The sequence below is a fragment of the Wandonia haliotis genome, assembly GCF_039523435.1.
Classification (GTDB): Bacteria; Bacteroidota; Bacteroidia; order Flavobacteriales_D; family Crocinitomicaceae; genus Wandonia; species Wandonia haliotis.
The window spans coordinates 526,873-552,987 of sequence record NZ_BAAAFH010000003.1; the positions used below are offsets into that span (position 1 = coordinate 526,873).

Annotated in this window: 24 protein-coding genes; 15 read left to right on the forward strand and 9 right to left on the reverse strand. The window is 40.7% G+C overall.

Annotation, left to right across the window (positions count from 1 at the left end; all coding sequences use genetic code 11):
- The first annotated feature begins 3 nt into the window (after window positions 1-3).
- The 11 genes from ABDZ97_RS02875 (at window position 4) to ABDZ97_RS02925 (ending at window position 11,107) form a co-directional block, all read left to right on the forward strand.
- Window positions 4-1,002 carry a bifunctional phosphoglucose/phosphomannose isomerase gene (locus ABDZ97_RS02875; RefSeq protein WP_343784908.1) on the forward strand — a complete coding sequence of 333 codons (999 nt, stop codon included), beginning with the start codon at window positions 4-6 and terminating at the stop codon, window positions 1,000-1,002.
- Window positions 1,002-1,715: a lipoyl(octanoyl) transferase LipB gene (gene lipB, locus ABDZ97_RS02880; protein WP_343784909.1), complete on the forward strand. Its 714-nt coding sequence runs from the start codon at window positions 1,002-1,004 to the stop codon at window positions 1,713-1,715. The genes ABDZ97_RS02875 and lipB overlap by 1 nt, the downstream gene beginning before the upstream one ends.
- A 52-nt stretch (window positions 1,716-1,767) precedes the next feature.
- Entirely contained in the window at window positions 1,768-2,934 is a 1,167-nt protein-coding gene (locus ABDZ97_RS02885; RefSeq protein WP_343784911.1) for a serine hydrolase domain-containing protein, read from the forward strand.
- Window positions 2,935-3,040: 106 nt separating this feature from the next.
- Window positions 3,041-3,517, forward strand: coding sequence for a ribosome assembly cofactor RimP (gene rimP / locus ABDZ97_RS02890; protein ID WP_343784913.1), 477 nt, complete (start codon window positions 3,041-3,043; stop codon window positions 3,515-3,517).
- A 7-nt stretch (window positions 3,518-3,524) separates the two neighbouring features.
- Window positions 3,525-4,760 carry a transcription termination factor NusA gene (nusA, locus tag ABDZ97_RS02895; RefSeq protein WP_343784915.1) on the forward strand — a complete coding sequence of 412 codons (1,236 nt, stop codon included), beginning with the start codon at window positions 3,525-3,527 and terminating at the stop codon, window positions 4,758-4,760.
- A 74-nt stretch (window positions 4,761-4,834) separates the two neighbouring features.
- A complete protein-coding gene (gene infB / locus ABDZ97_RS02900; RefSeq protein WP_343784917.1) occupies window positions 4,835-7,645 on the forward strand; it encodes a translation initiation factor IF-2 in 2,811 nt (936 codons plus the stop codon).
- 141 nt (window positions 7,646-7,786) lie between these two features.
- The gene (locus ABDZ97_RS02905; RefSeq protein ID WP_343784920.1) at window positions 7,787-8,305 is read left to right on the forward strand and encodes a DUF4920 domain-containing protein; all 519 of its coding nucleotides are present in this window, start codon (window positions 7,787-7,789) and stop codon (window positions 8,303-8,305) included.
- Window positions 8,305-8,745, forward strand: coding sequence for a hypothetical protein (locus ABDZ97_RS02910; protein WP_343784922.1), 441 nt, complete (start codon window positions 8,305-8,307; stop codon window positions 8,743-8,745). The genes ABDZ97_RS02905 and ABDZ97_RS02910 overlap by 1 nt, the downstream gene beginning before the upstream one ends.
- 80 nt (window positions 8,746-8,825) lie before the next feature.
- A complete protein-coding gene (locus tag ABDZ97_RS02915; RefSeq protein WP_343784924.1) occupies window positions 8,826-9,761 on the forward strand; it encodes a ribose-phosphate pyrophosphokinase in 936 nt (311 codons plus the stop codon).
- An 11-nt stretch (window positions 9,762-9,772) separates the two neighbouring features.
- Window positions 9,773-10,360: a 50S ribosomal protein L25/general stress protein Ctc gene (locus ABDZ97_RS02920; protein ID WP_343784926.1), complete on the forward strand. Its 588-nt coding sequence runs from the start codon at window positions 9,773-9,775 to the stop codon at window positions 10,358-10,360.
- A 105-nt stretch (window positions 10,361-10,465) separates the two neighbouring features.
- Window positions 10,466-11,107 (forward strand): carotenoid biosynthesis protein, encoded by a 642-nt coding sequence (locus ABDZ97_RS02925; protein ID WP_343784928.1) that lies wholly within the window; start codon window positions 10,466-10,468, stop codon window positions 11,105-11,107.
- Here the strand turns inward: ABDZ97_RS02925 and ABDZ97_RS02930 are convergent.
- The 6 genes from ABDZ97_RS02930 to ABDZ97_RS02955 all read right to left on the reverse strand — a co-directional run bounded on the left by ABDZ97_RS02930 (window position 11,104) and on the right by ABDZ97_RS02955 (window position 17,752).
- Complete coding sequence (locus ABDZ97_RS02930) at window positions 11,104-12,003, reverse strand: hypothetical protein (protein WP_343784930.1); 900 nt, start codon at window positions 12,001-12,003, stop codon at window positions 11,104-11,106. The two genes, ABDZ97_RS02925 and ABDZ97_RS02930, sit on opposite strands and share 4 nt — an antisense overlap.
- Before the next feature lie 33 nt (window positions 12,004-12,036).
- Complete coding sequence (locus ABDZ97_RS02935; RefSeq protein WP_343784932.1) at window positions 12,037-14,070, reverse strand: thioredoxin domain-containing protein; 2,034 nt, start codon at window positions 14,068-14,070, stop codon at window positions 12,037-12,039.
- Entirely contained in the window at window positions 14,057-14,761 is a 705-nt protein-coding gene (locus ABDZ97_RS02940) for a YdcF family protein (RefSeq protein WP_343784934.1), read from the reverse strand. The genes ABDZ97_RS02935 and ABDZ97_RS02940 overlap by 14 nt, the downstream gene beginning before the upstream one ends.
- Before the next feature lie 9 nt (window positions 14,762-14,770).
- Window positions 14,771-15,250, reverse strand: a complete 480-nt coding sequence (locus ABDZ97_RS02945; protein WP_343784936.1) for an LEA type 2 family protein — start codon at window positions 15,248-15,250, stop codon at window positions 14,771-14,773.
- 3 nt (window positions 15,251-15,253) lie between these two features.
- Window positions 15,254-16,642, reverse strand: coding sequence for a dipeptidase (locus ABDZ97_RS02950; protein ID WP_343784938.1), 1,389 nt, complete (start codon window positions 16,640-16,642; stop codon window positions 15,254-15,256).
- A gap of 87 nt (window positions 16,643-16,729) precedes the next feature.
- A complete protein-coding gene (locus ABDZ97_RS02955) occupies window positions 16,730-17,752 on the reverse strand; it encodes a quinone oxidoreductase family protein (protein WP_343784940.1) in 1,023 nt (340 codons plus the stop codon).
- Between the two features lie 71 nt (window positions 17,753-17,823).
- On the opposite strand from ABDZ97_RS02955, the gene ABDZ97_RS02960 reads away from it, so the two are divergent.
- Window positions 17,824-18,966 carry a BaiN/RdsA family NAD(P)/FAD-dependent oxidoreductase gene (locus ABDZ97_RS02960; RefSeq protein WP_343784942.1) on the forward strand — a complete coding sequence of 381 codons (1,143 nt, stop codon included), beginning with the start codon at window positions 17,824-17,826 and terminating at the stop codon, window positions 18,964-18,966.
- A gap of 54 nt (window positions 18,967-19,020) precedes the next feature.
- Entirely contained in the window at window positions 19,021-20,421 is a 1,401-nt protein-coding gene (locus ABDZ97_RS02965; protein ID WP_343784944.1) for an alpha/beta hydrolase, read from the forward strand.
- 2 nt (window positions 20,422-20,423) lie between these two features.
- Here ABDZ97_RS02965 and ABDZ97_RS02970 read toward each other — a convergent pair whose 3' ends face one another.
- The 3 genes from ABDZ97_RS02970 to ABDZ97_RS02980 all read right to left on the reverse strand — a co-directional run bounded on the left by ABDZ97_RS02970 (window position 20,424) and on the right by ABDZ97_RS02980 (window position 23,847).
- Window positions 20,424-21,890, reverse strand: a complete 1,467-nt coding sequence (locus tag ABDZ97_RS02970) for a hypothetical protein (protein ID WP_343784946.1) — start codon at window positions 21,888-21,890, stop codon at window positions 20,424-20,426.
- On the reverse strand, window positions 21,841-22,560 hold the full coding sequence (locus tag ABDZ97_RS02975; protein WP_343784948.1) for a glycosyltransferase family 2 protein: 720 nt from the start codon (window positions 22,558-22,560) through the stop codon (window positions 21,841-21,843). Before ABDZ97_RS02975 ends, ABDZ97_RS02970 begins: the two co-directional genes overlap by 50 nt.
- Window positions 22,561-22,650: 90 nt before the next feature.
- The gene (locus ABDZ97_RS02980; protein ID WP_343784950.1) at window positions 22,651-23,847 is read right to left on the reverse strand and encodes a phosphoglycerate kinase; all 1,197 of its coding nucleotides are present in this window, start codon (window positions 23,845-23,847) and stop codon (window positions 22,651-22,653) included.
- A gap of 139 nt (window positions 23,848-23,986) precedes the next feature.
- Between ABDZ97_RS02980 and ruvB the strand changes: the two genes are divergently transcribed.
- Window positions 23,987-25,012 (forward strand): Holliday junction branch migration DNA helicase RuvB, encoded by a 1,026-nt coding sequence (gene ruvB / locus ABDZ97_RS02985; RefSeq protein WP_343784953.1) that lies wholly within the window; start codon window positions 23,987-23,989, stop codon window positions 25,010-25,012.
- A 77-nt stretch (window positions 25,013-25,089) separates the two neighbouring features.
- Window positions 25,090-26,115, forward strand: coding sequence for an efflux RND transporter periplasmic adaptor subunit (locus tag ABDZ97_RS02990; RefSeq protein ID WP_343784955.1), 1,026 nt, complete (start codon window positions 25,090-25,092; stop codon window positions 26,113-26,115).

Genomic DNA, 26,115 nt, shown 5'->3' on the forward strand with positions numbered 1-26,115 from the left:
CCTATGAATGAGAAGACAATGGATAAACTGATTCGCGAATTTCCCGGAAACATCACCGAAGCAATTAAGATAGCCGGTGAAGCCCGTTTAAGAGAACCTCAGTCCGAGATCAGGAATGTGGTTGTTTGTGGCATGGGGGGCTCCGGAATCGGTGGAAAAATTGTCAGTCAGTGGGTCTATAATGATTTAGAAGTGCCATTTACTTTGGTGAATGATTATGTGTTGCCGGCGTTTGTCAATGAAAACACATTACTTATAGCCTCTTCTTATTCAGGTAATACTGAAGAGACTCTTTCTGCAGTGGAGGATGGTTTGAGTAAAGGAGCTCATATTGTTGCGGTATGCTCCGGGGGTAAACTTCAGGCAATGGCAGAAGAGAAATCTTTTGATGTAATCGTTGTTCCCGGAGGTAATCCACCCCGTGCGAGCCTTGCTTTTTCTTTGGTGCAACTGGTTTCTATTCTGGAGAAGTTAGAATTGGTTACGATTCGTTATTCGGCTCAGTTAGAAAAAAGTGTTGAGTTATTGCTTGCAAATGAATCGAAAATAAAGGAGGAAGCTATAGAAATAGCAGATTTCCTGTTTGAAAAAATGCCGATTATTTATTCAACTTCATTATTCGAAGGGGTGGCAATACGAACAAGGCAGCAGTTGAATGAGAATGCTAAAACGCTTTGTTGGCATCATGTGATTCCTGAGATGAATCACAATGAACTGGTAGGTTGGTCCGGTGGAGACAAGCGATTTGCTTCTTTATTTTTGATAAATAGTGACATCTACGAAAGAAATGCGTTTAGGTTATCGGTTTCTAAAAAAGTGATGGAAGAGAAAGGTGCCGGAACTATGGTGGTGTATTCAAAAGGAGAGAGTCGCGTAGAAGAAGCGATATATTTCATACATCTTGTAGATTGGGTGTCATTTTATCTATCGGAAAAGAATAAGGTAGACCCTATTGCGATTCCCGTAATAGATTATTTGAAGGGAGAATTGGAGAGATTGTAATGAATAAAAAAGTCTTTGTACAGGATTTAGGACAGAAAGACTACAAAGAGACCTGGGATTATCAGGAAGAGTTGTTTAAATCCATTATTGACAGAAAAATCCAAAACCGGAACGAAAACGAGAGTGTTCAAACGGATAATTATCTTCTGTTTGTAGAGCATCCGCACGTATATACTCTGGGGAAAAGTGGTAGTCCGTTACATCTCTTATTGAGTGAGCAGAAACTCAAGGAAATTAACGCTACGTTTTATAAAATTAACAGGGGAGGAGACATAACCTATCATGGTCCGGGGCAGTTAGTGGCTTATCCGATTCTTGATTTGGATAATTTTTTCACGGACATTCATAAATACCTGAGGTTACTGGAAGAATCGGTGATTCAAACGTTAAAAGAATACGGGATTGAATCCGGTAGAGTAGATGGACTTACCGGTGTCTGGATAGATGGAGATACACCAGATGCACGAAAGATATGTGCAATGGGGGTAAAATCTTCGCGTTGGGTAACCATGCATGGTATAGGGTTTAATATTTCAACAGACTTGAACTATTTTAATCATATTGTCCCTTGTGGGATTGAGGACAAATCCGTAACTTCATTGCAACGGGAATTGGGACGAGAGGTCTCTGTGCAGGAGGTTAAAGAGATTTTGCTTGAAAAAATGGCAGAACAATTTGGATTTGAATATGAAAAAAAGGCCACTACGAAGTAAACTAAGAAAGGTACTGCGAATATTCTTACTTGTTTTGTTGCTGGGGATACTTGTGCAGAATATATATATTGCTCTGACAGGGAAATGGTATTTTTATTCGGCGTTGTCAAAGACATATTTCATTGGGCAAAGCGGTCCCGGGATATATGATTTAAAATTGTTTCCTTATCAAACAATAACGCATGATAAAACCCCTTACAATATACCGGAATCAACCAGTGATGAAAAAGAGCTTTCTGCGGAGGAAAATGCTTATTTCGAAAGTCTGGAGACAACTTCCTTTTTAGTGCTACTCCGGGATTCCGTGATTTTTGAAAAATATTGGGAAGAACATACACCTGAGACCGTGTCAAATACCTTTTCGGCTGCAAAATCAATTGTTAGTTTACTAATAGGTATTGCTGTGGAGGAGGGGTATATTGGTAGTATTGATGAATCTGTAGGTGAATATATAGAAGAATGGAACAAAGCTCCCTACAGTAAAATAACAATACGTGATCTTTTAACAATGAGTACGGGTCTTGGCTGGCATGAAAGCGGAGGGAATCCTTTTTCTGATAATGCCGAAGCGTATTATGGAACAGATCTGGAAAAATTGGTGTTGAAGCAGGAGGTTGTGGAGGAACCGGGGAAAGAATTTGAATACATTAGTAGTGCAACGCAGGTTCTTACGATTGTTCTGGAGAGGGCAACAGGTTTAGGACTTAGCGTGTATTTTCAGGATAAAATCTGGTCTAAGATCGGTTCCGGGTCAGATGCATACTGGAGTCTTGATAAGGAGGGAGGAATTGAAAAAGGATACTGTTGTCTGTACGCGACAACAAGGGATTTTGCTAAAATAGGTTTGTTAATAGCTAATGATGGAGTCTGGAAAGGAGAAAGAATAGTTCCGGAATGGTACATGAAGGAGGCTTTTGTTCCGGCAGACATCAAGGTGAAAGGCGGAGGGGATAATCACAGATACGGTTTGCATTGGTGGGTGGTTCCGACAGAAGAAGATACTGTGCGGTATGCAAGAGGAATTCAAGGGCAATATATAGTTGTAGTTCCAGGGCGAGACTTGGTGGTTGTGAGAACGGGGCATAAAAGGGCTTCGGACTACAGGGAGGTTCCGCCAGGTTTTGATGACTTCCCAGAGAGTATTAAGCCACAGATTGGGCATCCGGGGGATCTGTTTGTTTATCTTAAAGTAGCAATGCGTCTGGCTGATCAGGAATAAATTCTGACTAATCTTTGTCAATTTCAAATAATTGACTATATTTGCACCATCATTTATTGTTTGAACAAATGAGGGGACGAAAGTCCCCTCTTTTATTGTCAAAAGAATGCTGGATAGAGAGAAAATAACTGCATTGGCAGAAGAACGGATGGCGGAGCTTGATAAAGGTCTGTTTATAGTGGATTTGCGTATTAGTGATACGAATGTAATCTCTCTTGAAATTGATTCGGAAACAGGTGGTGTGTCGATTGATGATTGTGTGCGGGTTTCAAGGAACATTGAACACAATCTGGATCGGGAGGAACAGGATTTTGAACTTTCTGTTTCTTCTGCCGGGTTGGATAAGCCTTTGCGGGTTTTGAAACAGTATCCGAAGAATATAGGTCGGGAATTAAAAGTTAAAACAGTTTCAGGGGATAAAGTGGAAGGTGTTTTAACGGAGGCGGATGCAGAAGGTATTGTTTTGCAAACAAGTCGTAAGGAACGAATAGAAGGAAAGAAAAAAAAGGAGCTGATCGTGGAAGACATTCCATTGAAATATGCTGATATAAAAGAAGCAAAAGTTGTTATATCATTTAAATAATTAAGCGATGGATAGCTTAAACTTGATTGAATCATTTTCGGAGTTTAAAGAATTTAAAAGCATTGACCGTGTAACAATGATGAATGTCCTTGAGGACGTTTTTCGTTCAATGTTGCGTAAAAAATATGGTACGGACGATCATATAGATATCATTATTAATATTGATAAAGGGGATCTTGAAATCTGGCGTAACAGAGAGATTGTTCCGGACGGTGAGGTTGAAGATGCAAATACAGAGATTGCATATTCCGAAGCAATAAAAATAGAGCCTGACTTTGAAGTTGGGGAAGAAGTTTCTGAAGAGTTGAAGTTTATGGACTTTGGTCGAAGAAATATTTTGTCGCTGCGCCAGAACCTTATCTCACGTATTCTTGAACTTGAAAAAGATCATATCTATGCGAAGTATAAAGAACGTATCGGTGAGATCATTACAGGAGAAGTATACCAGGTATGGAAAAAAGAGGTGCTTGTTCTGGATGATGAAGGAAATGAGTTGATCCTTCCGAAATCAGAACAAATTCCTTCGGATTACTTCAAAAAAGGAGAAACGGTTCGGGCTGTTGTAGCAAAAGTAGATATGCGTAATAGTAGTCCGGTTATTATCCTTTCACGTACGGCGCCTGAGTTCCTTGAGCGTTTGTTTGAGTTGGAAGTGCCGGAGGTGTTTGACGGATTGATTACAATCAAGAAAATCGTGCGTGAACCGGGAGAGAGAGCGAAAGTTGCGGTTGAATCCTATGATGACAGAATTGATCCGGTTGGAGCTTGTGTCGGAATGAAAGGTGCGCGTATCCATGGTATTGTGCGTGAGTTGAGAAACGAGAATATTGATGTTATCAATTACACAAGTAACCCGATCTTATTTATTCAGCGTGCACTTTCCCCTGCTAAAATTTCTTCGGTTGAAATTCTTGAAGAGGAAGCGCGTGCAAATGTTTATCTAAAGCCGGATCAGGTTTCTCTTGCGATTGGTCGAGGAGGGCATAATATTAAGCTGGCAGGTAAATTGACAGGATACGAGATCGATGTATACCGTGAGGGTGCTGAGGATGTTGAGGATGTTGATTTGGAAGAATTTGCAGATGAAATCGATGGATGGATTCTCGATGAATTGAAAGCTATCGGTTGTGACACGGCAAAATCAGTTCTTGAATTGAATGTTCAGGATTTGGTGAGTCGTACGGATCTTGAGGAAGAGACGGTTAAGGAAGTGGTTAGAATTCTGCGTGCAGAATTTGAATAATTGAATTAACCCGACTACCTTTAACACGAAAATTTACGAGTGAGAACTCAAAAAAATAATTGAAGGACTGTTTTATGGCCGGAAAAGTATTAAGATTAAGACAAGTAGCAAAAGAGCTGAACGTAGGTGTGAACACCATAGTGGAATTCCTGTCTGGTAAGGGGATCAGTATTGATTCAAACCCGAACACCAAGATAGAAGGAGACGTCTATGAACTGCTTTCTGATCAGTATGCTGCTGACCAATCTGTTAAAGAGAAGTCAAAGCAGGCCTCTTTAGTGAAGGAGAAAAAGGAAACGATTTCACTTCGTGATGCTAAAGAGCAGGATAAAAAGGAAGAGGAAACGGAAGAAGAAGTAGAGATAAATATCGATGCTTTTAAAGCTCCTTTGTCAGATCCTAAGCCTGTAGCTGTAGCGAAGGAAAAAGAAGAAGAGAAAGAAGAGCAGCCGGCAAAAGAAGAACCGAAGGAAGAGGAAAAAGAGCCGGAGCCGAAGGAGGATAAAAACACCATCGGTGATGGTGAAGTAAAGGTCTCTGTTGTTGGAAAAATTGATCTTGATAAAATCAATACGAAAACACGTCCTGATAAGAAGAAAAAAGCAGATAAGCCAGAGGCTGCACCTGCTGAAGAAAAAGTAAAACAGGAAGAGGAGCCGAAAGAAGAGGTGAAACCTGCAGCGAAAGAAGAAAAATCGATTGTAGTAGAGAAACCTAAAGAGACGGAAAAGAAGAAAGAAGAGCCGGAGAAGAAAATTGAAACAATTAAGGCGAAGACAGATAAGCTTTCCGGTCCTACAGTAGTTGGAAAAATTGAACTTCCGACGGAAAAACCAAGAACAAAAGTTGATCGTTCGAAAGATAACGCGGATAAAAAGAAGCGTAAACGAATTAAGAAAGTAAACGTTGATCGTGCCGGTCAAGGTGGTGGTGGCGGAGCTCAGGTAACCAAAAAAGGTAAAAAGCCGGTAGTGAAACCACAGGTTTCTGAAGAGGATATCCAAAAAGAAATCAAAGAAACGCTAGCGCGTCTTTCGGGGACTGGTAAGTCTAAAGCAGCTAAAATCCGCCGATCGAAAAGAGACGAACGTGCTCAGAAACGTGAGCGTGAAGCAATGGAAGCTGAGCTTGAATCAGGAATCCTTAAGCTGACAGAGTTCGTTACCGTGTCGGAATTAGCTTCGATGATGGATGTGCAACCAACGCAGGTTATCTCGGCATGTATGTCGTTAGGAATTTTTGTTTCTATTAACCAGCGTCTGGATGCAGAAACAATTGCTATCGTTGCCGATGAGTTTGGTTTTGAGGTTGAATTTGTAAGTGCAGAGGTGCAGGAAGCAATTCCTGTACAGGAAGATAAAGATGAAGATCTTTTACCTCGTGCTCCGATTGTTACTGTAATGGGACACGTTGACCACGGTAAGACATCTTTATTGGATAGAATCCGTAATGCAGACGTAATTGCCGGTGAGGCAGGGGGAATTACCCAGCACATCGGTGCTTATTCTGTAACACTGGAAAATGGTAAACGAATCACTTTCCTTGATACTCCGGGTCACGAGGCCTTTACAGCGATGCGTGCAAGGGGTGCTCAGGTTACGGATATTGCGATAATTATTGTTGCGGCGGACGATGATGTGATGCCTCAGACGAAAGAGGCAATCGCTCACGCTCAGGCAGCAGGTGTTCCGATGATTTTTGCTATTAACAAGGTGGATAAGCCTACAGCAAATCCGGACAAAATTCGTGAGCAACTTTCACAAATGAATATTCTTGTAGAAGAATGGGGTGGTAAATACCAGTGTCAGGAAATTTCTGCAAAACAAGGGTTGTACATTGATGAACTACTTGAAAAAGTATTGCTTGAGGCAGAGTTATTAGACCTTAAGGCGAACCCGAATAAGAATGCTGTGGGAACAGTGATTGAATCCTCACTTGACAAAGGAAGAGGATATGTTACAAACATGTTAGTGGAAGCCGGAACGTTGAAAATCGGAGATATTATTCTTGCCGGACGTTATGCAGGTAGGGTTCGTGCGATGCACAATGAGCATGGAAAGAACCTTAAAGAAGCTGGACCGGCTGTACCGGTATCTATCTTAGGTATTAATGGTGCGCCAAGTGCAGGGGATAAGTTCTATATCATGGATGATGAACGTGAAGCAAGATCGATTGCTACAAAACGTGAACAATTGTACAGAGAACAAGGTCTGCGAACTCAGAAACATATTACACTTGATGAGATTGGTCGTCGTTTGGCGATTGGCGACTTCAAAGAATTGAACCTGATTGTTAAAGGAGACGTGGATGGATCTATAGAGGCACTTTCTGACTCATTACTGAAACTTTCTACCGACCAGATCCAGGTGAATATTGTACACAAAGGAGTTGGAGCAATTACTGAAAATGATGTAAACCTTGCATCTGCTTCAGACGCTATCATTGTCGGATTCCAGGTACGACCTACGGGTGGTGCGAAGAAACTTGCTGAGGGAGAACAAATCGATATCCGTATTTATTCGATCATTTACAAAGCTATTGATGAAATCAAAGCTGCGATGGAAGGGATGTTGTCTCCGGAAATTGAAGAGCAGGTTATTGGTTCTGCAGAAGTTAGAGAAACATTTAAAATCTCTAAAGTGGGAACCATTGCAGGATGTTTTGTACTTGAAGGAATTATCAAACGTAATTCGAAAATCCGTGTTATTCGCGACGGAATCGTTCAGCATACAGGAACACTTGGTTCATTGAAACGCTTTAAGGATGATGTTAAAGAAGTAAAACATGGTTACGAGTGTGGATTGAATATCGACAGATACAATGATATTGCAGAAGGAGATATTATCGAAGCTTTCGAAGAAGTAGAGGTAGCAAGAAAACTCTAATAAGATACAAAATAGAAGGAAACACCATCTGAAAAATCAGATGGTGTTTTTGTTTTATATTGATTATAAATTACATACTACATTTGCTGACTGTAGCAGAAATCACTAGTTTTGTGCCTGCAATTGAAGAAATTATACCTTATGAATACAATTCTTAAGAAAACAGGATTCTCTGTTTTTGCAATGTCAGTTTTATTAGTAGGATGTGGAGAGAAAAAAGCGCCTGAAAAGGAGCAGGAGATTAGTGAAGAGCAGGTTAGTTATGCTGTTTTTGGAGATACAATAACTGCAGAAGGCGCTGTGTCGGCTGACGAAATGTATGCAACGTATCAGGAATTAGAAGAAGGAGATACGATTGATGCCAAATTTACGGCAACTATCTATAATGTTTGCCAGAAAAAGGGATGCTGGATGAATGTTGATCTGAATGATGAGGAAGTAGCTTTTGTACGGTTTAAAGATTATGGTTTCTTTATGCCTTTGAATGCAGCAGAATCGGAAGCGATCATAAATGGGAAAGCGTTTATTTCGGTAACTTCTGTTAATGAACTCAAACATTATGCGGAGGACGAAGGTCTTGCTCAGGAGGAAATTGATGCAATAACAGAACCTGAGATCACATACGGATTTCTGGCGGATGGTGTTTTAATAAAAGAGTAATGAAATTATTCGGTTTTATCTTTCTTGTATTTGTTGGAGGGCTAGTGAGCTGTCATGAACAACAGCCGGAGCAAACAGCAGAGCCCAAGCGAGAGAAGAAGAAGTTTGAAATGCACGAAAGCTCTGAGATGGCATCTCTGATGCGACAGATGCATCATATCAATATGCAATTGAAGGAACGCATAAGTGCAGGTGAAGATTTGGGGGAGTTTCCGGAGAGTTTCGAAAGAATTTTAGAAGCGGCAATGACAGAAGGTCATGTGAAAGATGAGTTTTTTATAACCCATGCTGAGTCATTTCTTGAATCTCAACGTGCTATTTATGCAAATCCTGAGCAGGCAGAAGACCTGTATAATAAAGCAGTGGCATCCTGTATTGAGTGTCATCAGGTAAAATGTACAGGTCCTATTCCGAAGATTCAACAGCTTATTTTGGAATAAGTCGTTTGTACTTTTTTGCAGGAAAAAGTAAGAAATTAGTAAAATTAGAGGTACCTTTGCCTCCTCAAAAAGTTTAGGTTGTGTCAATTGGAGTAAAAATATTTACAGGTCGGGCCTCCAGTGATATCGCATCAAAGATTGCGGAATCGTATGGTGTGTCACTCGGGAAAGTTACGGTTACAGATTTTTCAGATGGCGAATTCCAGCCTTCTTTTGAAGAAACAGTAAGAGGTCAGGATGTATTTATTGTACAGTCAACAATGCCTCCGACTGAAAATTTATTTGAACTTCTTTTGATGATTGACGCTGCAAAGCGTGCTTCGGCGCGTAAGATTATTGCAGTAATTCCTTACTTTGGGTTTGCCCGACAGGATCGGAAAGACAAACCAAGAGTTGCCATAGGAGCAAAACTAGTTGCTAATATGCTTATGGCAGCGGGAGTAAATCGAATCATGACTATGGACTTACATGCTGATCAGATTCAGGGATTCTTTGAAGTGCCTGTTGATCATTTGTATGCTTCCACTCTGTTTTATGAAGAGATTCAGAAATTGAATACGGGTAACCTGATTCTTGCTGCTCCTGATGCAGGAGGAGCTAAAAGAGCCAATTCATACGCTAAGAAATTAGATACGGGTCTGGCAATTTGTCATAAACACCGTAAAAAGGCAAACGAAGTTGCTGAAATGACGGTGATTGGTGATGTAACGGGAAAAGATGTTATTCTGGTAGATGACATGTGTGATACGGCAGGAACACTTACAAAAGCAGCTGACTTGTTTATGAGCAGGGGAGCAAAAAGTGTTCGGGCTTTCTGTACACATGCGGTTCTTTCCGGACCGGCGTATGACAGAATCAATGCCTCAAGTCTTACAGAGCTCATTGTTACGGATACTATTCCGTTAAAAGAGAAGAGCGATAAAATCCGTGTTCTTTCGACATCGGAGCTATTCGCAGACGTAATCAGAAGATTGGTAAATAACCAGTCAATTAGTTCGCATTTTATTATATCATAAATCATAAACAAATGAAAGTAGTATCGTTGAGCGGTTCTCCGAGAGAGAACGTAGGGAAAAAAGATGCTAAAGCACTTAGAAGTGCTGGTCTTGTTCCATGTGTATTGTACGGAAGCGGAGAGCAGGTACATTTTTCTGCTGAGGCAGTACAGGTAGACAAATTGATTTATACACCAGAGGTGTACAAAGTAGATTTGGATATCAACGGAAGAAAGTCACAAGCGATCATTCAGGAAGTGCAACAAAATCCTTTAACGGATGATATTATCCACGTTGATTTCCTTGAGTTGGATGAAAATAAGCCAGTAAAAATTAGTTTGCCGGTTCGTATCAAAGGAATTGCACCTGGGGTTACTTCAGGGGGTAAATTGCAACAGGTTTTCCGTAAGTTGAAATTAGCTGGTCTTCCAAAAGATATGCCTGCTGATATCACTTTGGATATTTCGAAGTTGGAAATTGGTGATGCTATTCGTGTTAAGCACGTAGAGATCCCGGGGGTCCAGCTTTTGGATCCTGCTAACGCAGTTGTAGTTTCTGTGAAAATGGCACGTGGTGCGAAAAAGAAATCTGCGGAAGAAGAAGCAGAAGCGGAAGGATAAAAAGTATTTTCCTTATAAGAAAAATCCCTGTCGTTTACGGCAGGGATTTTTTGTTGAACAATATGCCACTTGCGTTGTTACGTATTTTGAATTAACTTCACTGATATGGCAGATTTACTCATCAGACATAGAATTAAGGTAATGGTAGGTGTTCTACTGATTACATATTCTGTTGGACTTGTTGGTATTCTGTCTCCCTATCAGGATTCATTTCTGAATCTCACTTTTTATCATTTATCCCTGACTTTTTTTCTGTTGGCCTTTTCATTCTACAAATTGAATAGAGCCACGCTGTTGGCTTTTTTCGTTGCATTTGGGACAGGAATAGCAGTAGAGTGGATTGGGGTACATACAAGCCTGCTATTTGGTGAATATGCGTATGGAAGTAACTTAGGACCAAAATTGTGGGGAGTACCTTTAATTATTGGCGTCAATTGGGCTTTACTGTCTTCCATCTCCTGCGAGATGAGCAGAGTGCTGGTAAAAAACTTTTATGTACGGGTTTTTCTTTCTGCGACATTGATGGTAGGTATAGATATTCTTATTGAACCAATAGCCCATTTGATGGATTTCTGGCATTGGGAAGATAATGAAATTCCTGTTTTCAACTTCATCTGCTGGTTTGTCATTGCTTTGGGGGTGAATACAATTTACCTTAAACTGACGAAGGACAACCTGAATTATTTTTCGTTTTGGGTGTTTTTTGCTCTGGTTACCTTTTTTGTTACACTCAATCTCGCACTTTAGTCGTAAAATTCATACGCGTCCAGACGGAGGATAGTTATAAAGTTTGTGGATACCTGACGAACGAGAATAGCACTGATTAAACCCGTTTTTTCGTTGTAAATAACCTGAATTTCTGTTGTATATTTTCCGTTTCTGTGGATTTCCTTCGAGATCAAATTGTTATTTTCATCGTATGTGAATTTATACGTCACTTCCGAATTACCCATTACAGAACTTGTCGTTGTCATTTCGGCCAATAGTCCTTTTGCATTGTAGGCATAAGTCGTTTTTTTCTGACCAGAAGTAACCTTTAGCTTTTCAAGCTCTTCCAATAGATAGTTGTCATCATTGTAATAGGAGAACTTTTCCTGAAAAGGCTTTCCGTAACTGTTGTAATACGTTCGTTTTTCTTGTCCCGGATAGTTTTCATATGTTGACGTTTCATAAGTGATTAAGAATTGCTTGTCACGTAAGAAATTTACTTTGCTGCCGGACTTATTCATATCTCTGCGAAACTCTTCCCGGATAACACGTCCTGATTCATCGTATTCAAATACATAGGCATAAAACCCACTGTTGTCTGTTCTGCGTTTGACATGGAGAAATCCTTTAGGGTTATATTCGTATTGGGTCACAACGGTATCAATTCCTCCTTTTACTTCGACGGTTTCATATTTCTGAGTTAATCGTCCTTCTTCATCAAATTCATAGACATAAATTAATTTCCCGGGACGGATCTGATCATTTATCTTCTTTGTGGAATACTGCCCTGATATGCGTTTTATTTTATTGGCACGGACATTTTCAATATTAAAAAAAGGTTCATCAGTAAATGCTTCTCCTTTGCTATTATTGAGCAATTGAGCAACTCCGGTATACCAGACAAATAGGGATAGTAATGTGATGATTACTTTCATGTACTTTTCTTTATAAACGAATTGCAGCGTGAATTATTGAGGAGTTTTAATACTTCTGAATGCTTCATCAAAACTAGAGACGGGCGCCTGGCAACTTTTGTTTTCGCAAACGTACCACTTGTTTTTATCTGTTTCCAGTTTCCCGACCGTGATTTCCAGTTCTCCCTGTTGGTTTCCTCCGCATACAATTGATTCAGGGATGTAATACAAATTCCATTCCGAAAGGGAAGACTTCCAATCCTTTCCTCCAATAACTGTTTCATAGAAAGGAGTGGAAAAATTCATCAGTAACCAGGCCCAGTTACTATATCCGGATCCGTAATCTTCCATTCCGTCATACACATTCGCAAGCATTTGTTTGGCTTTGTCTGTCCATTCGTCCTGTGAGAAGTATTTACCGAGCAGGAAGAGATTGTTTGCCATTTGTGAATTCGTGGAGGGGATCACATTGTCATTGATTTCCATTTTTCGGACAATTAGTTCGGAGTCTTTGTCCGTAAAGAAAAACATTCCGGACTTTTCATCTTCGAACTGTTCAATGGTCGTTTCTGTTAATGCTTTTGCAGCGAGAAGCCATTGTTCATCGAATGTTACTGTATACAGTGAAATCCAGGCACTGATTACAAACGCATAATCTTCCAGAAAACCGTCAATACTTGATCGTCCGTTTTTCCAGGTATGCCAAAGTGTTCCTTCTTCTTTCGTCTGACTGTTTTTAATCCATTCTGCACAATTCATTGCGAGTTGTACGTATTCAGGATCACCAGTTACAGAGTAGGCGTCACAAAGTCCGGAAATAAGCATGGCATTCCAGGATGTAAGGGATTTATCATCCAATCCGGGAGGAATACGTTTTGTGCGTGCTTGCAGAAGTATGTCAAAAGCACGGTTTACGTTTTCTGTCATTGCTTCAATTGTCTGATCAGATTTTTGAGCGAATTGAGCCAAAGATTGCTTTCGAAGTAAGATAGATTTATCTTCTTCCCAAATACCTTCATTTTCTACTTCAAACAAATCGGCGAACCAGGTATAATCATCCCGTAAAAGCTCTTTTAGCTCCTGCTCAGACCAAACGTAATATTTTCCTTCCTCTCCTTCGCTATCGGCATCAAGTGCGGAGTAAAAGGATCCCGATGGGTCCAGCATTTCCCGTTTTAACCATGTAACGGTCTGACGAATTACCTGTAAATATTCCGGGTCTTGCGTGAGTTTGTAGCCATCTGCATATAAGGATAACAGCTGTGCGTTATCATAGAGCATTTTTTCAAAATGTGGAACTTTCCACAATGTGTCAACAGAATAGCGTGCAAAACCACCACCGATCTGATCATAAATACCCCCCTGTGCCATTTTGGTAAGCGTCAGCAATGCGTGACGTTTAACGCGCGGATCTTCATACTTCATGGCATAGCGAAGTAAAAATCTATAATTATTGGGAAGCGGAAATTTAGGAGCCCGGTTTGCTCCGCCTTCATCGTCATCAAACTGGTGTTTCCAACGAGTAACAAGCTCATGTAAACGCTCTTCTTCGAATTGAGATACGGTTGTTTTAACTTCAATTAATTCGCTTTGTTCTATTCCTTCTTTTAAGGTTCGGGCATATTCTTCTACGCGTTGTGGATCAGTCGTGTAGGTATGAACCAGACTTCGGAGTACATGTAACCATTGTTCTTGCGGAAAATAAGTTCCTCCATATATGGGGCGTCCATCGGGAAGGGCAAAACAGTTTAGTGGCCATCCCCCGCGTTGGGTCATCAGTTGAACAGCATTCATATATACCTGGTCAACATCCGGTCGTTCTTCCCGATCGACTTTGATGCAGATAAAATGCATATTCATATAGGCTGCCACTTCTTCATCTTCAAATGATTCTTTTTCCATCACATGACACCAGTGACAGGAAGAATATCCCACACTGATCAGCACCAGTTTATTTTCTTCTTTTGCCTTTTCAAAGGCAGATTCTGACCAGTTTACCCAGTTTACCGGGTTGTGAGCATGTTGTAATAAGTAGGGAGAAGATTCATGAATGAGCGCGTTTGTGTGTTTATGTTTATCCTTCGTCATTTTTCCTCTCTTTTCGTTTTTTACGTTCTTCTTTCCTGTATTTTTTCCAGTTGATTTTCATTCCCAGCGTTCCGCTTAACCGTTTAAAAAAACCTTCTCTTTCTTTTAAAGAAACATGATTGCTGCGATAAGCCGGAGAAGGATCAATTATCGGATGCGGAACTGTGTCAATCATTTTAATTGTATCAAAAATGATAGGGATGTGATCTACTTTGTGTTTAAAGATCCTTTTGACTCTTCGACGCACAGGGCGCATCATACCTGCCTGAAAAGGATCAGTGGCCAGGGCAATTTTCTCGAATCCCTTTTCTTTTGCAAGAAGAAAGCCGTAGAAGACATTTTCAGAACTGTGTTCAGCTAGTGTGTCCAGAAGAATCGCTTGTTCGGGTATTCCAAGAGCTTTTCCGTATTGTGCCATGTATAGGGCTTCTACATAAGGTGAATGTACATCGGATCCGGAATAAATAATGCGTTTTGTGATTCCCTTTTTATACAGCCATGTAGACCACAGCAGACGCGCTTGAATGATTCTGTTCCAGGTGGTATCTTCTTCATTGTAAGGATAACCGGGAACGATAATTGCATCGTAAGGTGCTTTTTCAACCGCTTTTCGATAGTACTTCTTGGGAAAGAGCACATAACACCCTTGCAGAAGAAAGGCGAAAAGGGAAAAAAGTATCAGACGGTTCAACAAAGACATTTAATTAAAAAAAGGGATATTGAATTTACTGAGATCTATAGATCGGGTTTCGTCAATTTCCATTTTTCGTGTAAATCCATGTACACTACCTTTAACAGGTCCTTTGATCCTCACATCCGCCGACTTTTTTGTGGCGAGCTCAAGGATAGCTCCCATTCCTGCTCCAGCCAGATTTTTTAGCCGGGCATTGATCATAACAGGATAAGAAGCCGAACTGTTTTTCTTTATTTTCAGCTTCTTATCCAGTCGCGCAATTCCTAATTCCCTGTCACCAATAAAAACCTGTAAATCGGTTGGTTTTATCTTGATGTTGTATTTATTCGGATTTTCCAGTTTAACATCAAACCCGAAGGATAATTCACCATCCTGAATCTTTCCGATTTTGTAGTTCTCAACACCTTTAAAGCTGACATCTTTATACGAGAAACAACTAACAAATAAAGGGGCTGTAAGCAACAGGATAAAAAGAGATCGCATCATATTTTATTTCTTAAGTTCACTGTAATAATGATAGAAATACGGAATAGTTTCAATTCCTTTGAAATAATTGAAAACACCGTAATGCTCATTGGGAGAATGGATCGCGTCACTGTCTAGTCCAAAGCCCATTAACATTGTTTTTAAACCAAGCTCTTTTTCAAACAGGGCAACAATAGGAATACTTCCCCCACTTCTGATCGGAATAGGTTTTTTACCAAATCCTTTTTCCATGGCCATCGAAGCGGCTTTATATTCTTCAGAGTCAATAGGTGTTACTGCAGCTTCTCCACCGTGATGTGGTTTAACTTTCACTTTTACACTTTTTGGAGCAATAGACTCGAAATGTTTTTGGAAAAGCTCAGTGATTTCATCTGACACCTGTCTGGGAACTAGCCGCATAGAGATTTTAGCGTATGCTTTAGACGCAATTACTGTTTTTGCTCCCTCACCGGTATAACCTCCCCAGATTCCGTTTACGTCCAACGTTGGTCGAATAGAAGCACGTTCCATGGTTGTGTATCCTTTCTCTCCGTGTGTGTCTGCAATATCCAGTGCCTCACAGTATTTTTCATGACTAAAAGGCGCACGCCCCATTTCGTCACGTTCGTCACGGGATAATTCATCGACCTTATCATAAAAACCGGGAATGGTAATATGATTATTCTCGTCATGCAGTGATGCAATCATCTGACAAAGGATATTGACAGGGTTTGCAACAGCTCCTCCATACAAACCGGAGTGAAGGTCGCGATTGGGGCCAGTTACTTCGACTTCAACATAACTTAATCCACGCAATCCTGTTGTAATAGAAGGTGTGTCGTTACTCAGAATTCCGGTATCAGAAACAAGAATGACATCTGCCTTAAGTTTCTCTTTATTTTCTTTTACAAAAATGGCCAGATTAGAACTCCCTACTTCCTCCTCTCCTTCGATCATAAATTTCACATTGCAGGAAAGTTCCCCTGAAGCTACCATCGCTTCAAAAGCCTTTACATGCATGTACATCTGTCCTTTGTCATCACAGGCTCCACGGGCAAAAATTGCTCCTTCCGGATGAATGGCTGTTTTTTTGATAACGGGTTCGAACGGAGGGGAGTCCCAAAGTTCGATCGGATCAGCCGGTTGAACATCATAATGTCCGTATACCAACACGGTTGGCAGTTCCGGGTTAATTATTTTTTCTCCGTAAACAATCGGATACCCTGCGGTTGGGCAAACCTCTACAACATCGGCACCTGCCTTACGAAGTGATTCTGCTACTGCATCTGCTGTTGCGTGTACATCTTTTGAATAAGCGGGATCCGCTGATATAGAAGGAATTTTTAGTAAGTCAATGAGTTCGTTCAAAAAACGATCCTTGTTGGTTTGAATGTATGACTGTGTTTTGTCCATTTATGCTGTTTTTATTTGAAAGGATGAAGTTAAGGAGAAATTTTGAATTGTAACGTGACTACACACACAGAGGAAGTGAGTCAACTGCTACCAGATAATCCCTATTTTCCCGACAGAATTTCCCGATTCGAGAAAAGTGTGAGCCTTTCCTAACTGCTCATGTGAATACAGAGATCCGATCTCGGGATGGATCTTTCCCTGTTGGTATAAATCAACAACTGCCTCAAGGCATAAAGCCATTACTTTTGGACGATTATCAGCTATTTTCAGCATGTTGACGCCAAGAATGTTGCGTGAAGTCATCATTAGTCCAACAGGAATCACCAGTCCCATCTTTCGAAGGAAATTCAACTGCGAGAAGATTCCCCATTTCGTGCCGGATAATTCAGCTCCTCCGAACAATACAATTCGTCCTCCGCTTCCTAATAAAGACATATCCTTCTTATAAGTACTTCCTGCTATTGGGTTGTATGATACATCCAGTCGGTCCTCTTTTAGAATACGGCGTATTTGAGTAGTGTAGTCTTCTTTCGAGTAATTAATAAAATGATCTGCTCCCTGGGATAGCACGTAGTCCTTTTTTTTGTCAGAGCGGGACTTGGCAAAAACTTCTGCTCCCCGGATTTTAAGAAGTTGAATTAAGGCCGTTCCGACTCCTCCCGCAGCAGAATGAACAAGGACTTTGTCCCCCGGCAGAATATTGGTTAGTACGTTCACCATATAATAAGCTGTAACATATTGCGTGGCCAAAGCCAATGCTTTTCCGGCTTCCATATTCCCGATTACTGCATAACCATATTGTTTCGTAATAACTTCCTGAGCATACCCACCAAAACGTGTAAAAGCTACCACTCGTTTTCCCAGATGATCCTTAGGGATATCAGCACCGGCTTCTGTTATTGTTCCAACGACTTCATAGCCGATTACACAGGGAATTGGAGGAGCCTCTCTGTATTTTTTATTACGTGCCATTACATCAGCATAATTCAACCCAAACGCTTCAACCTGAATGCGTACTTCGTCCGGTTGAACCGAAGCGTGTAAGGGATGTTCTCTTAACTCAAAAGCGGTGTCAGCCTTTCCGTATTGCTTGAGATAATATGCTTTCATGGCGTAAAATTTCTTTAATTTCAAATATACTGGATAATTGAGACAATTGTTATTTTTTTAGTTTTGCGATAATGAGTTCGATACACATAGTAGGTGCAGGACCAGCCGGGTTAATGGCAGCCACACATTGTGTAGCTCGGGGGGAGAAAGTACACATGTATGATCATAAGAAAGCAGCGGGAAGAAAGTTTTTGGTTGCCGGACATGGAGGATTTAATCTTACACATAGTGAAGATTTAGCTACTTTCTTGACGCGGTACGATCATCCTGAAATCAGAAAAATAGTACAAGAGTTTGATGCCGGAAAAACAATTGGCTGGTTGAAAAGTATCGGAGTTGACACCTATGTGGGTTCATCGGGGAAAGTGTTTCCTGTGAAGGGAATAAAGCCGATCCATGTGCTTGAAAACTGGCTGAATGCCCTCAGGCAGTCTGGCGTAGAATTTCACTTTTCACACAGACTAATTGATTTTAATCAGGAATATCTGTTGTTTGATTCAGAAGGTGTACAGCAAAATGTGGAGTACGAGCATGCTGTTTTTGCTTTCGGAGGTAAATCATGGTCAAAAACCGGTTCGGATGCTGTATGGACAGAGTTGTTTTCTGAAAAAGAGATAGGGGTTTCTTTGTTGGAACCTTCCAATTCAGGACTGGAAATGTCAGAACCTTACCCTGATCTGGAAGGCCGACCTTTGAAAAATATCTGTTTGTATACGGAAGAAGCGGAGAGAAGCGGCGAACTGGTTTTCACTCATTATGGACTTGAAGGTTCCCCTGTGTACTTTATGAATCGATTTATTCGACAAAAGAGCTTCCCGCAGCAGGTTTTCTTGGATTTGAAGCCTAACCTTTCAGTTGTCGAAATTGAAACCCGGTTGACAGGAAGTAAAAAAATAGCAGATGGCCTACGAAGTATGAAACTGGACGGTATAAAACTGGAATTACTTAGGAAAACCAGTAAGGAAGTATTTACAAACCCTTCGTTACTGGCAGAGAAAATAAAAAAGTATCCTCTGACAGTCTCCGGGTTTCGTCCGTTGGATGAGGTCATTTCCACATATGGAGGGGTTTTGTGGGAAGAGTTGAATGAGGATTTGTCACTAAAGAAATTTCCGAAGATAAAATGTGCGGGGGAGATGTTGAACTGGGACGCTCCGACAGGGGGATATTTGCTACAAGCGTGTTTCGCTTCGGGGTATAAAGCAGGTGGTTGATATTGCCGTCTTCTGTAAATTACGTACTATTATAGATCAAAACAAAGTTGAATAATGAAAATATTTTTGGCGTTTGCAGTATTCTTTTTAAGCTCTTTTTCCTTTTCGCAGCAGATTAAGTACGAGGGACTTTGGAGTGGTTCAATGGTTCTTATGGGGCAGTCACACGAACTATTATTGAAAGTGAATAAGAACAAGAAGAAATATGAAGTTCACCTGTTGCATCCACAAGACAGCACCACAATGGGACTTTCAGCAGATGTGGTTGAAATAGAAAAGGAAAAGTTTGAATTTGCTATTTCGGCAATAGGAGCAAAATATAAGGGAGTATTGAATGCAGAGGATGTGGTTATTGAAGGAGAGTTTGAACAAATGGGAATGAAAGCACCTTTAAGTTTTCACAGAGAACGCCAAGAAAAAAAGGTCGTTGTGCGCCCGCAGGAACCTCAACCTCCTTTTGCGTATCATACAAAGGAGTATACGTTCAAACATATTTCTGAATCCTTGTCATTTGGTGGTACACTTGTTTTGCCGGAAGATACTACAGAACAGTTCCCGATTCTTGTGTTCTCTTCAGGTTCCGGAGCACAGGATAGAAACGAAGAGATGTTAGGACACAAGCCTTTTTTAGTAATTGCCGACTATCTGGCGCGGAATGGTGTCGGCAGTTTTCGTTTTGATGATAGGGGGACGGGTGAATCGGAAGGTGTTTTCCAGGGAACGTCACTTGAACAATTTGCTACCGATCTGGAGTCAGCGTATGGGTTTGTGAAAGCTAAATTTCCGGACCACCCTGTCGGGCTTATCGGTCATTCAGAAGGAGGAATGCACGCCCTGATGACAGCAAAAAAGCATGATGACGTTGCTTTCATTATTTCGTTGGCAGGTCCCGGAACAACCGGGAGACAAATATTGGAAGAACAACAGTATTTGATGATCATATACGATGGTAAGTCGGAAGAAATGGCGAGATGGAACCAGTCTACATTTTCCGGAATGTTGGACATTATTGATGAACATTCTCAGACAGAGGCAACAAAATTGCTGACTGATTTTTTATCCGAACAATGGGATAAAGCTCCTGAAGGTGCAACGGAGGGTACAACCAAACTTCAATTCGTGATGGGACTTTCGACTTTTCTTAACAATGAGTTCGGGCGGCAGTTTTCAAAGTGGGACGTAAAGGAGTATTTACCCTACATTGAGGTGCCTGTTCTGTCGTTGATAGGTTCCAAAGATTTTCAGGTTCCTGCTGAGTCAAATAGCCAGGGAATTAAAGACAACCTAAGTGTTGCTTCTCAAAAGAAAAGTCAGGTTGAAATCCTGGAAGGGCTAAATCATTTATTCCAGAAGTGTGATGTGTGCAATCTGACTGAATACGGAGAGCTGGATGAAACGATCAACCCGATTGTGCTGGAGAAACTGGTGAAGTTTGTTCAGTCGGTTACTTTATAGTTCTATTGCAGGGGCATAGAATTTCGTTCTTCACCAAATTTTTGGCTGTTTTCGTAATCCGGTGTAATCAGTTTTTCCCAGTAACCAATAGGTGTATGATCCTTCAGGAAAATGGTTGTATAACCTTCATACGTCATCGAATCAAAATGAATAAACCCTTGCGAATATTGCCAGCTTTGGTAATTATTCAGGTAAACAAAGAAAACAGGAGCAATAAATAGAATCCATCGCTTTTTTTGACGGGATACCCATTCAAATCCTGCTGCCAAAGGAAATGCCATCAGGGGAAGAATATCAATCAGGGTGCGTGCTCCAAAACTTCCTCCATACCACCAACACCACCAGGAAAATGTAACGTAAAGAAAAACGCACAGAAAGAGTAAGAGGATGCGAGCTGAATTTTTGTTTTTCCGATAAAGCGGGATGAGTCCAAGAATAGCTAACAGCATCATGGGCGTATAGATAAACCAACCTTTTCGGAAAGAAAATAACCCTTCAAAAACATGGGGCTTTAACCAAAAGAATGATTCGTTTCCGTATGAGTAGTATAACCAGTTTCCCGATTGCATCTTCCAGAAAATCAGTTGTGGAGTCCATATTATAATAGCTGCCGCAATACTAATTAACAATTGTTTTAAAGAAAGAATGGATTGAAGATACGGGATCGCTCCCATGCCTTTAGGACGGTGCATAAATACAATTGGGAAAAGTAAAAGGATGTTGATCGGCCGGATCAGAATGAGTAATCCGATTATAATACCAAAACATACGGAGAGAATAAACGAACGTTTGTTGTACCACAGTGGAAAGATGTAAAGTGCTGCAGCGAGGAGAAAGAAGTTGTGTGGATGTGACATCCCTGTCTCATGAGTAGCATAAAAAAACAGATTAGTTCCTAGTGCCAGAGCAAGTAGTGTCCACCCGGTTGTTTTATCATCAAAAAAGCGCCTGAGCCACCCCCGAAGTAGAAGAAGACCAAGTACGGAATAGATAAGTGTCGACCAGGTAATGATATATTGATACGGTCGGGAAAACCCGTCTCGGGGTGAGTTTGAAATGAACTGTGTGTACCAGTCGGCGATCAGAAAAAAAGGAAGATCCATCATGGCTTTCCCCATGGACATTTTAGGAATATAACCGCCCTGTGGTGATTTGAATGCCCAGTATTGTCCCTTTTGATTGTACTCTTTTTCGTTCTTTTCGTAAAAATTCCAAAGCGGATCTTTTTTTATGAAGGTTGCGGGCAGGTATGAATAATAAATAACGACATCATTTATGATCACGCGATTTTCTCTCCAGCGTGATTTCTGGTGCCCTTCGTAAAAATAAAACAGAGTAATAAAAATCAGGCAGATCAGACTGAAATGTCGTTTCAACATACCTGACAGCTTACCGATATGGAGATGGTTCACCATGCCATTACTTGAACCACCTGTATTTAAAAATACAATAGATGGCGCGGAACCCATCTTTCCAGCCTATTTTTTTCCCTTCTTCATAGGTACGACCGTAATATGAAATTCCAACTTCATAAATTCGAATTTTCTTGATGCGGGAAAGTTTGGCTGTAATCTCGGGTTCGATTCCAAATCGGTTTTCCTTAATTTTTATTGATTTTGCCAACGATGTGCGGATCAGCTTATAGCAGGTCTCCATGTCCGTCAGGTTCAGATTGGTCATCATATTAGACAGGAACGTGAGAAACTTGTTCCCCAAAGAATGCCAGAAAAAGAGTATTCTGTGTGGATGGTGCCCCATAAAACGGGAACCGTAAACCACATCTGCATTATCCATATAAACAGGCTTGATCAACAGATTGTACTCATGAGGATCATACTCCAGATCAGCGTCCTGTATGATGAGGTAATCTCCTGAACATTCCTGAATTGCGCGATTGATAGCGGCACCTTTTCCCTGGTTTTTTTCCTGGCTAAAAAGACGGATATCCATTTCCGGATTTCTTGAAATATACTCTTCTACCCGTTCAACAGTCTTGTCTTTTGAGGCGTCATTGACAATGACAATTTCTTTTTGTATTCCGTGATCCAATTGAACCTCTTTTACTTTTTCAAGGATCACCTGAATAGTATTTTCCTCATTATACGCTGGTATAAGTATGGATAGCTTTTTTAATTCCATGTAGTAATTCTGTGTTCTTGTCTTTCGGATTCTTAAACAAAAGACCTTATCAATACGTAAAAGACAAAGTCTTATTGTTTAGATCCTAAATTAGTTTTCTTTTATGGCGCGGATTCCCGGAAGTTCAATTCCTTCCAGATATTCCAACATTGCACCGCCACCCGTTGATACATAACTGACTTTTTCAGCGAGTTTGAATTGATTAATGGCGGCTACAGAGTCTCCCCCTCCGATCAAAGAATATGCACCATTTTTCGTAGCTTCAACAATAGCGTAAGCAACATCAGCAGTTCCTTTACTGAAATTACTGAATTCAAATACTCCCATGGGACCATTCCACAGGATCAGTTTTGATTGTTTGATAACATCTGCAAAAATAGTAGAAGAGTCGGGTCCTATATCAAGTCCCATCCATCCTTCAGGTATTTCACCAATAGGGAATAACTTCTTATCTGCATCGTTATCGAATTTATTAGCTACAAATGTATCTACAGGAAGGTGAATCTTAACTCCCTTTTCCTGTGCCTTTTGTAATATATCTCTTGCAGTACCCAGAAAGTCATCTTCCACAAGTGAACTTCCGACATTTCCTCCGGTAGCCTTAACAAATGTATAAGCCATTCCTCCACCTACGATCAGGTGATCTACTTTTTCCAGTAAACGAGTTATAATGGTAATCTTGGATGAAACTTTCGCTCCACCAACGATAGCTGTCAAAGGTTTTTCAGTACTATTTAAGACTTTGTCAACAGCAATGATTTCACTTTCTATCAGATAACCGAACATTTTATCATTTGGAAAGAATCGGGCAACAACCGTTGTACTGGCATGTGCACGATGAGCTGTTCCAAACGCGTCATTAATGTAACAATCTCCGTGTTGGGCAAGGTGTTTCGCGAAATCTTCGGTGCCGGTAGTTTCCTGAGCATAAAAACGTAGATTCTCAAGTAATAAAACTTCTCCCGGCTTCAGGTTAGCAGACATTTCCCATGCTTTTTCACCCACACAATCATCTGCAAATTTTACATCCCTGTTAAGAAGTTCTGATAAATGATGAACGATATGTTTCAACGAGAATTTTTCTTCAGGTCCTGATTTTGGTCGTCCGAGGTGGGACATCAGTACAACACTCCCCCCGTTATCAAGAACGTGGTTGATTGTTTTTAATGCCGCCCGGATGCGCGTGTCATCAGTAATCTCAAAAGTTTCTTTGTTTAACGGAACGTTAAAGTCAACACGTATAAGGGCGCGCTTCCCTGCAAAATCATAATCTTGTATGCCAGCCATGATACCTTAGTAAAATCAATTTTGGAGGATAAAATTAAAGGATAATTTCAAAATGACAGATGAATTTCGTTTTTCATTTGAGATTTGTTTCCTGCCTCTCCTTTGTTTTTACTATTTTTGACCAAATTACAATTGCGGTTTGGATTCATTCGATTACAGGTCAGAGGGAGTTTCAGGAAAGGACAAAGAACTTGAAAAAGTGTTGCGTCCCAAACAGTTCGATGACTTTACCGGACAGAAAAAAGTAATTGAAAATCTGGAAGTTTTTGTTGAAGCAACCAAAAAAAGGGGAGAGTCTTTAGATCATGTTTTATTACACGGTCCTCCCGGACTTGGAAAAACAACATTGGCGAATATTATTGCTAATGAATTGGGAGTTGGATTTAAAGTTACTTCAGGTCCGGTTCTTGATAAACCGGGAGATCTGGCAGGTTTGCTAACAAATTTGGAAGAGGGCGACGTGCTCTTTATCGATGAAATTCACCGTCTTTCTCCTGTAATAGAAGAATACTTGTACAGTGCAATGGAAGATTATGTTATCGATATCCTTATTGATACGGGACCCAATGCACGGACGGTTCAGATCGCTTTAAACCCATTTACGCTCATCGGAGCAACGACCCGTTCCGGTTTGTTGACAGCACCACTTCGGGCACGTTTCGGAATTAATGCCCGACTGGAGTATTATGATGCGAAAACACTTTCCGATATAGTTGAACGATCAGCTGGAATTCTAAATATCGGAATTGATGTTCCGGCAGCCTACGAGATCGCCAGCAGAAGTAGAGGAACTCCTCGTATTGCAAATGCGTTGCTGAGACGTGTGAGAGATTTTGCAGAGATAAAAGGATCCGGAACGATAGATACCAAGATTACTAACATTGCCCTGGAGGCATTGAATGTTGATAAAAACGGTCTGGATGAAATGGACAATAAAATTCTTTTGACAATCATTGACAAATTCAGTGGTGGTCCGGTAGGTTTAACAACTATTGCGACAGCTGTAGGAGAAAATGCTGAAACGTTAGAGGAGGTTTATGAACCTTTTCTGATTCAGGAGGGATATATAATGAGAACTCCCAGAGGAAGAAAGGTAACCGATAAGGCGTATAAACATCTGGGTAAAAACTCAGGATATATGCCGGGATCTCTTTTCGGAGATTAGTCGATACTGTTTTTTGCTTACTGGAAGTAAATTTGTTCTGTTTACAGAACAAGTAACGCACAATCAGAACTATAAAGATGAAAAAGTTTATTTACACACTTTTGACAGGAGGTCTTTTTCTTACGGCTTGTATGTCAGGAGGAAAAGAACCAGAGCGAAAAAACTCGGTAATTCCTGAGGTTGATGTAGTAGTGGCGGAGGGAGAAAATATAGATAATATCATTCGTATTCCCGGAGAAGTACTTCCTTTTGAAAAGGTTGATCTGTATGCCGAGATTTCAGGTAGGGTTAGAAAGATTTATTTCCAGGAAGGGAAAGAAGTTCGTAAAGGAGAGCTATTGCTCCGTATTGATACTGATATCCTGGAAGCACAACGTAACCAGGTCAAAGTTGATCTGGATCTGGCTAAGAAAGATGAAAAAAGGAAGCGTGAGTTGTTGGAAAGTAAAGCGCTTAGCCTGGAATTATACGAGCAGGCACAATCTAAATTGGCGGCATTGGAAGCACAACTGGAATTATTGGATGTACAAATAGCAAAAGGGTCTGTATATGCCCCTTTTTCGGGAGTTATAGGATTACGTCAGGTTAGTGAGGGAGCTTATCTTACCACAACTACAAAAATTTCTTCGATTGCGCAGAATAAGAATGTCAAAATTGAATTCTCTGTTCCCGAGCAATATGTTGCTTTGGTAGAGTCGGGTCAAAAAATTGCACTGACAACGGCAAAAGATTCCACAGTATATGAAGCTGAGGTATATGCGGCAGAGCCAATGGTTGACCCTGTAACCCGAATGTTAGTAATCAGAGCCGTGTTGGAAGGTGATCAAAGTCTTTATCCGGGTTCTTTTGTTTCGGTTTCTTATGATCTGGGTAAAATCAACAATGCAATTATGGTTCCTGCAGTTGCTATTGTTCCGGTATTAAAGGGACAAAACGTCTGGGTAATTAAAGATGGAAAGGCGCTTAGTGTTCCTGTAGAAACAGGAATACGTACCAAAGACCGAGTGCAGATATCCGGTGCTGTTAAAGTGGGAGATACAATAGCGGTTACAGGACTATTGGGAATGCGGGAAGGAATGGATGTGAAAGCAAAACAAAAGTAA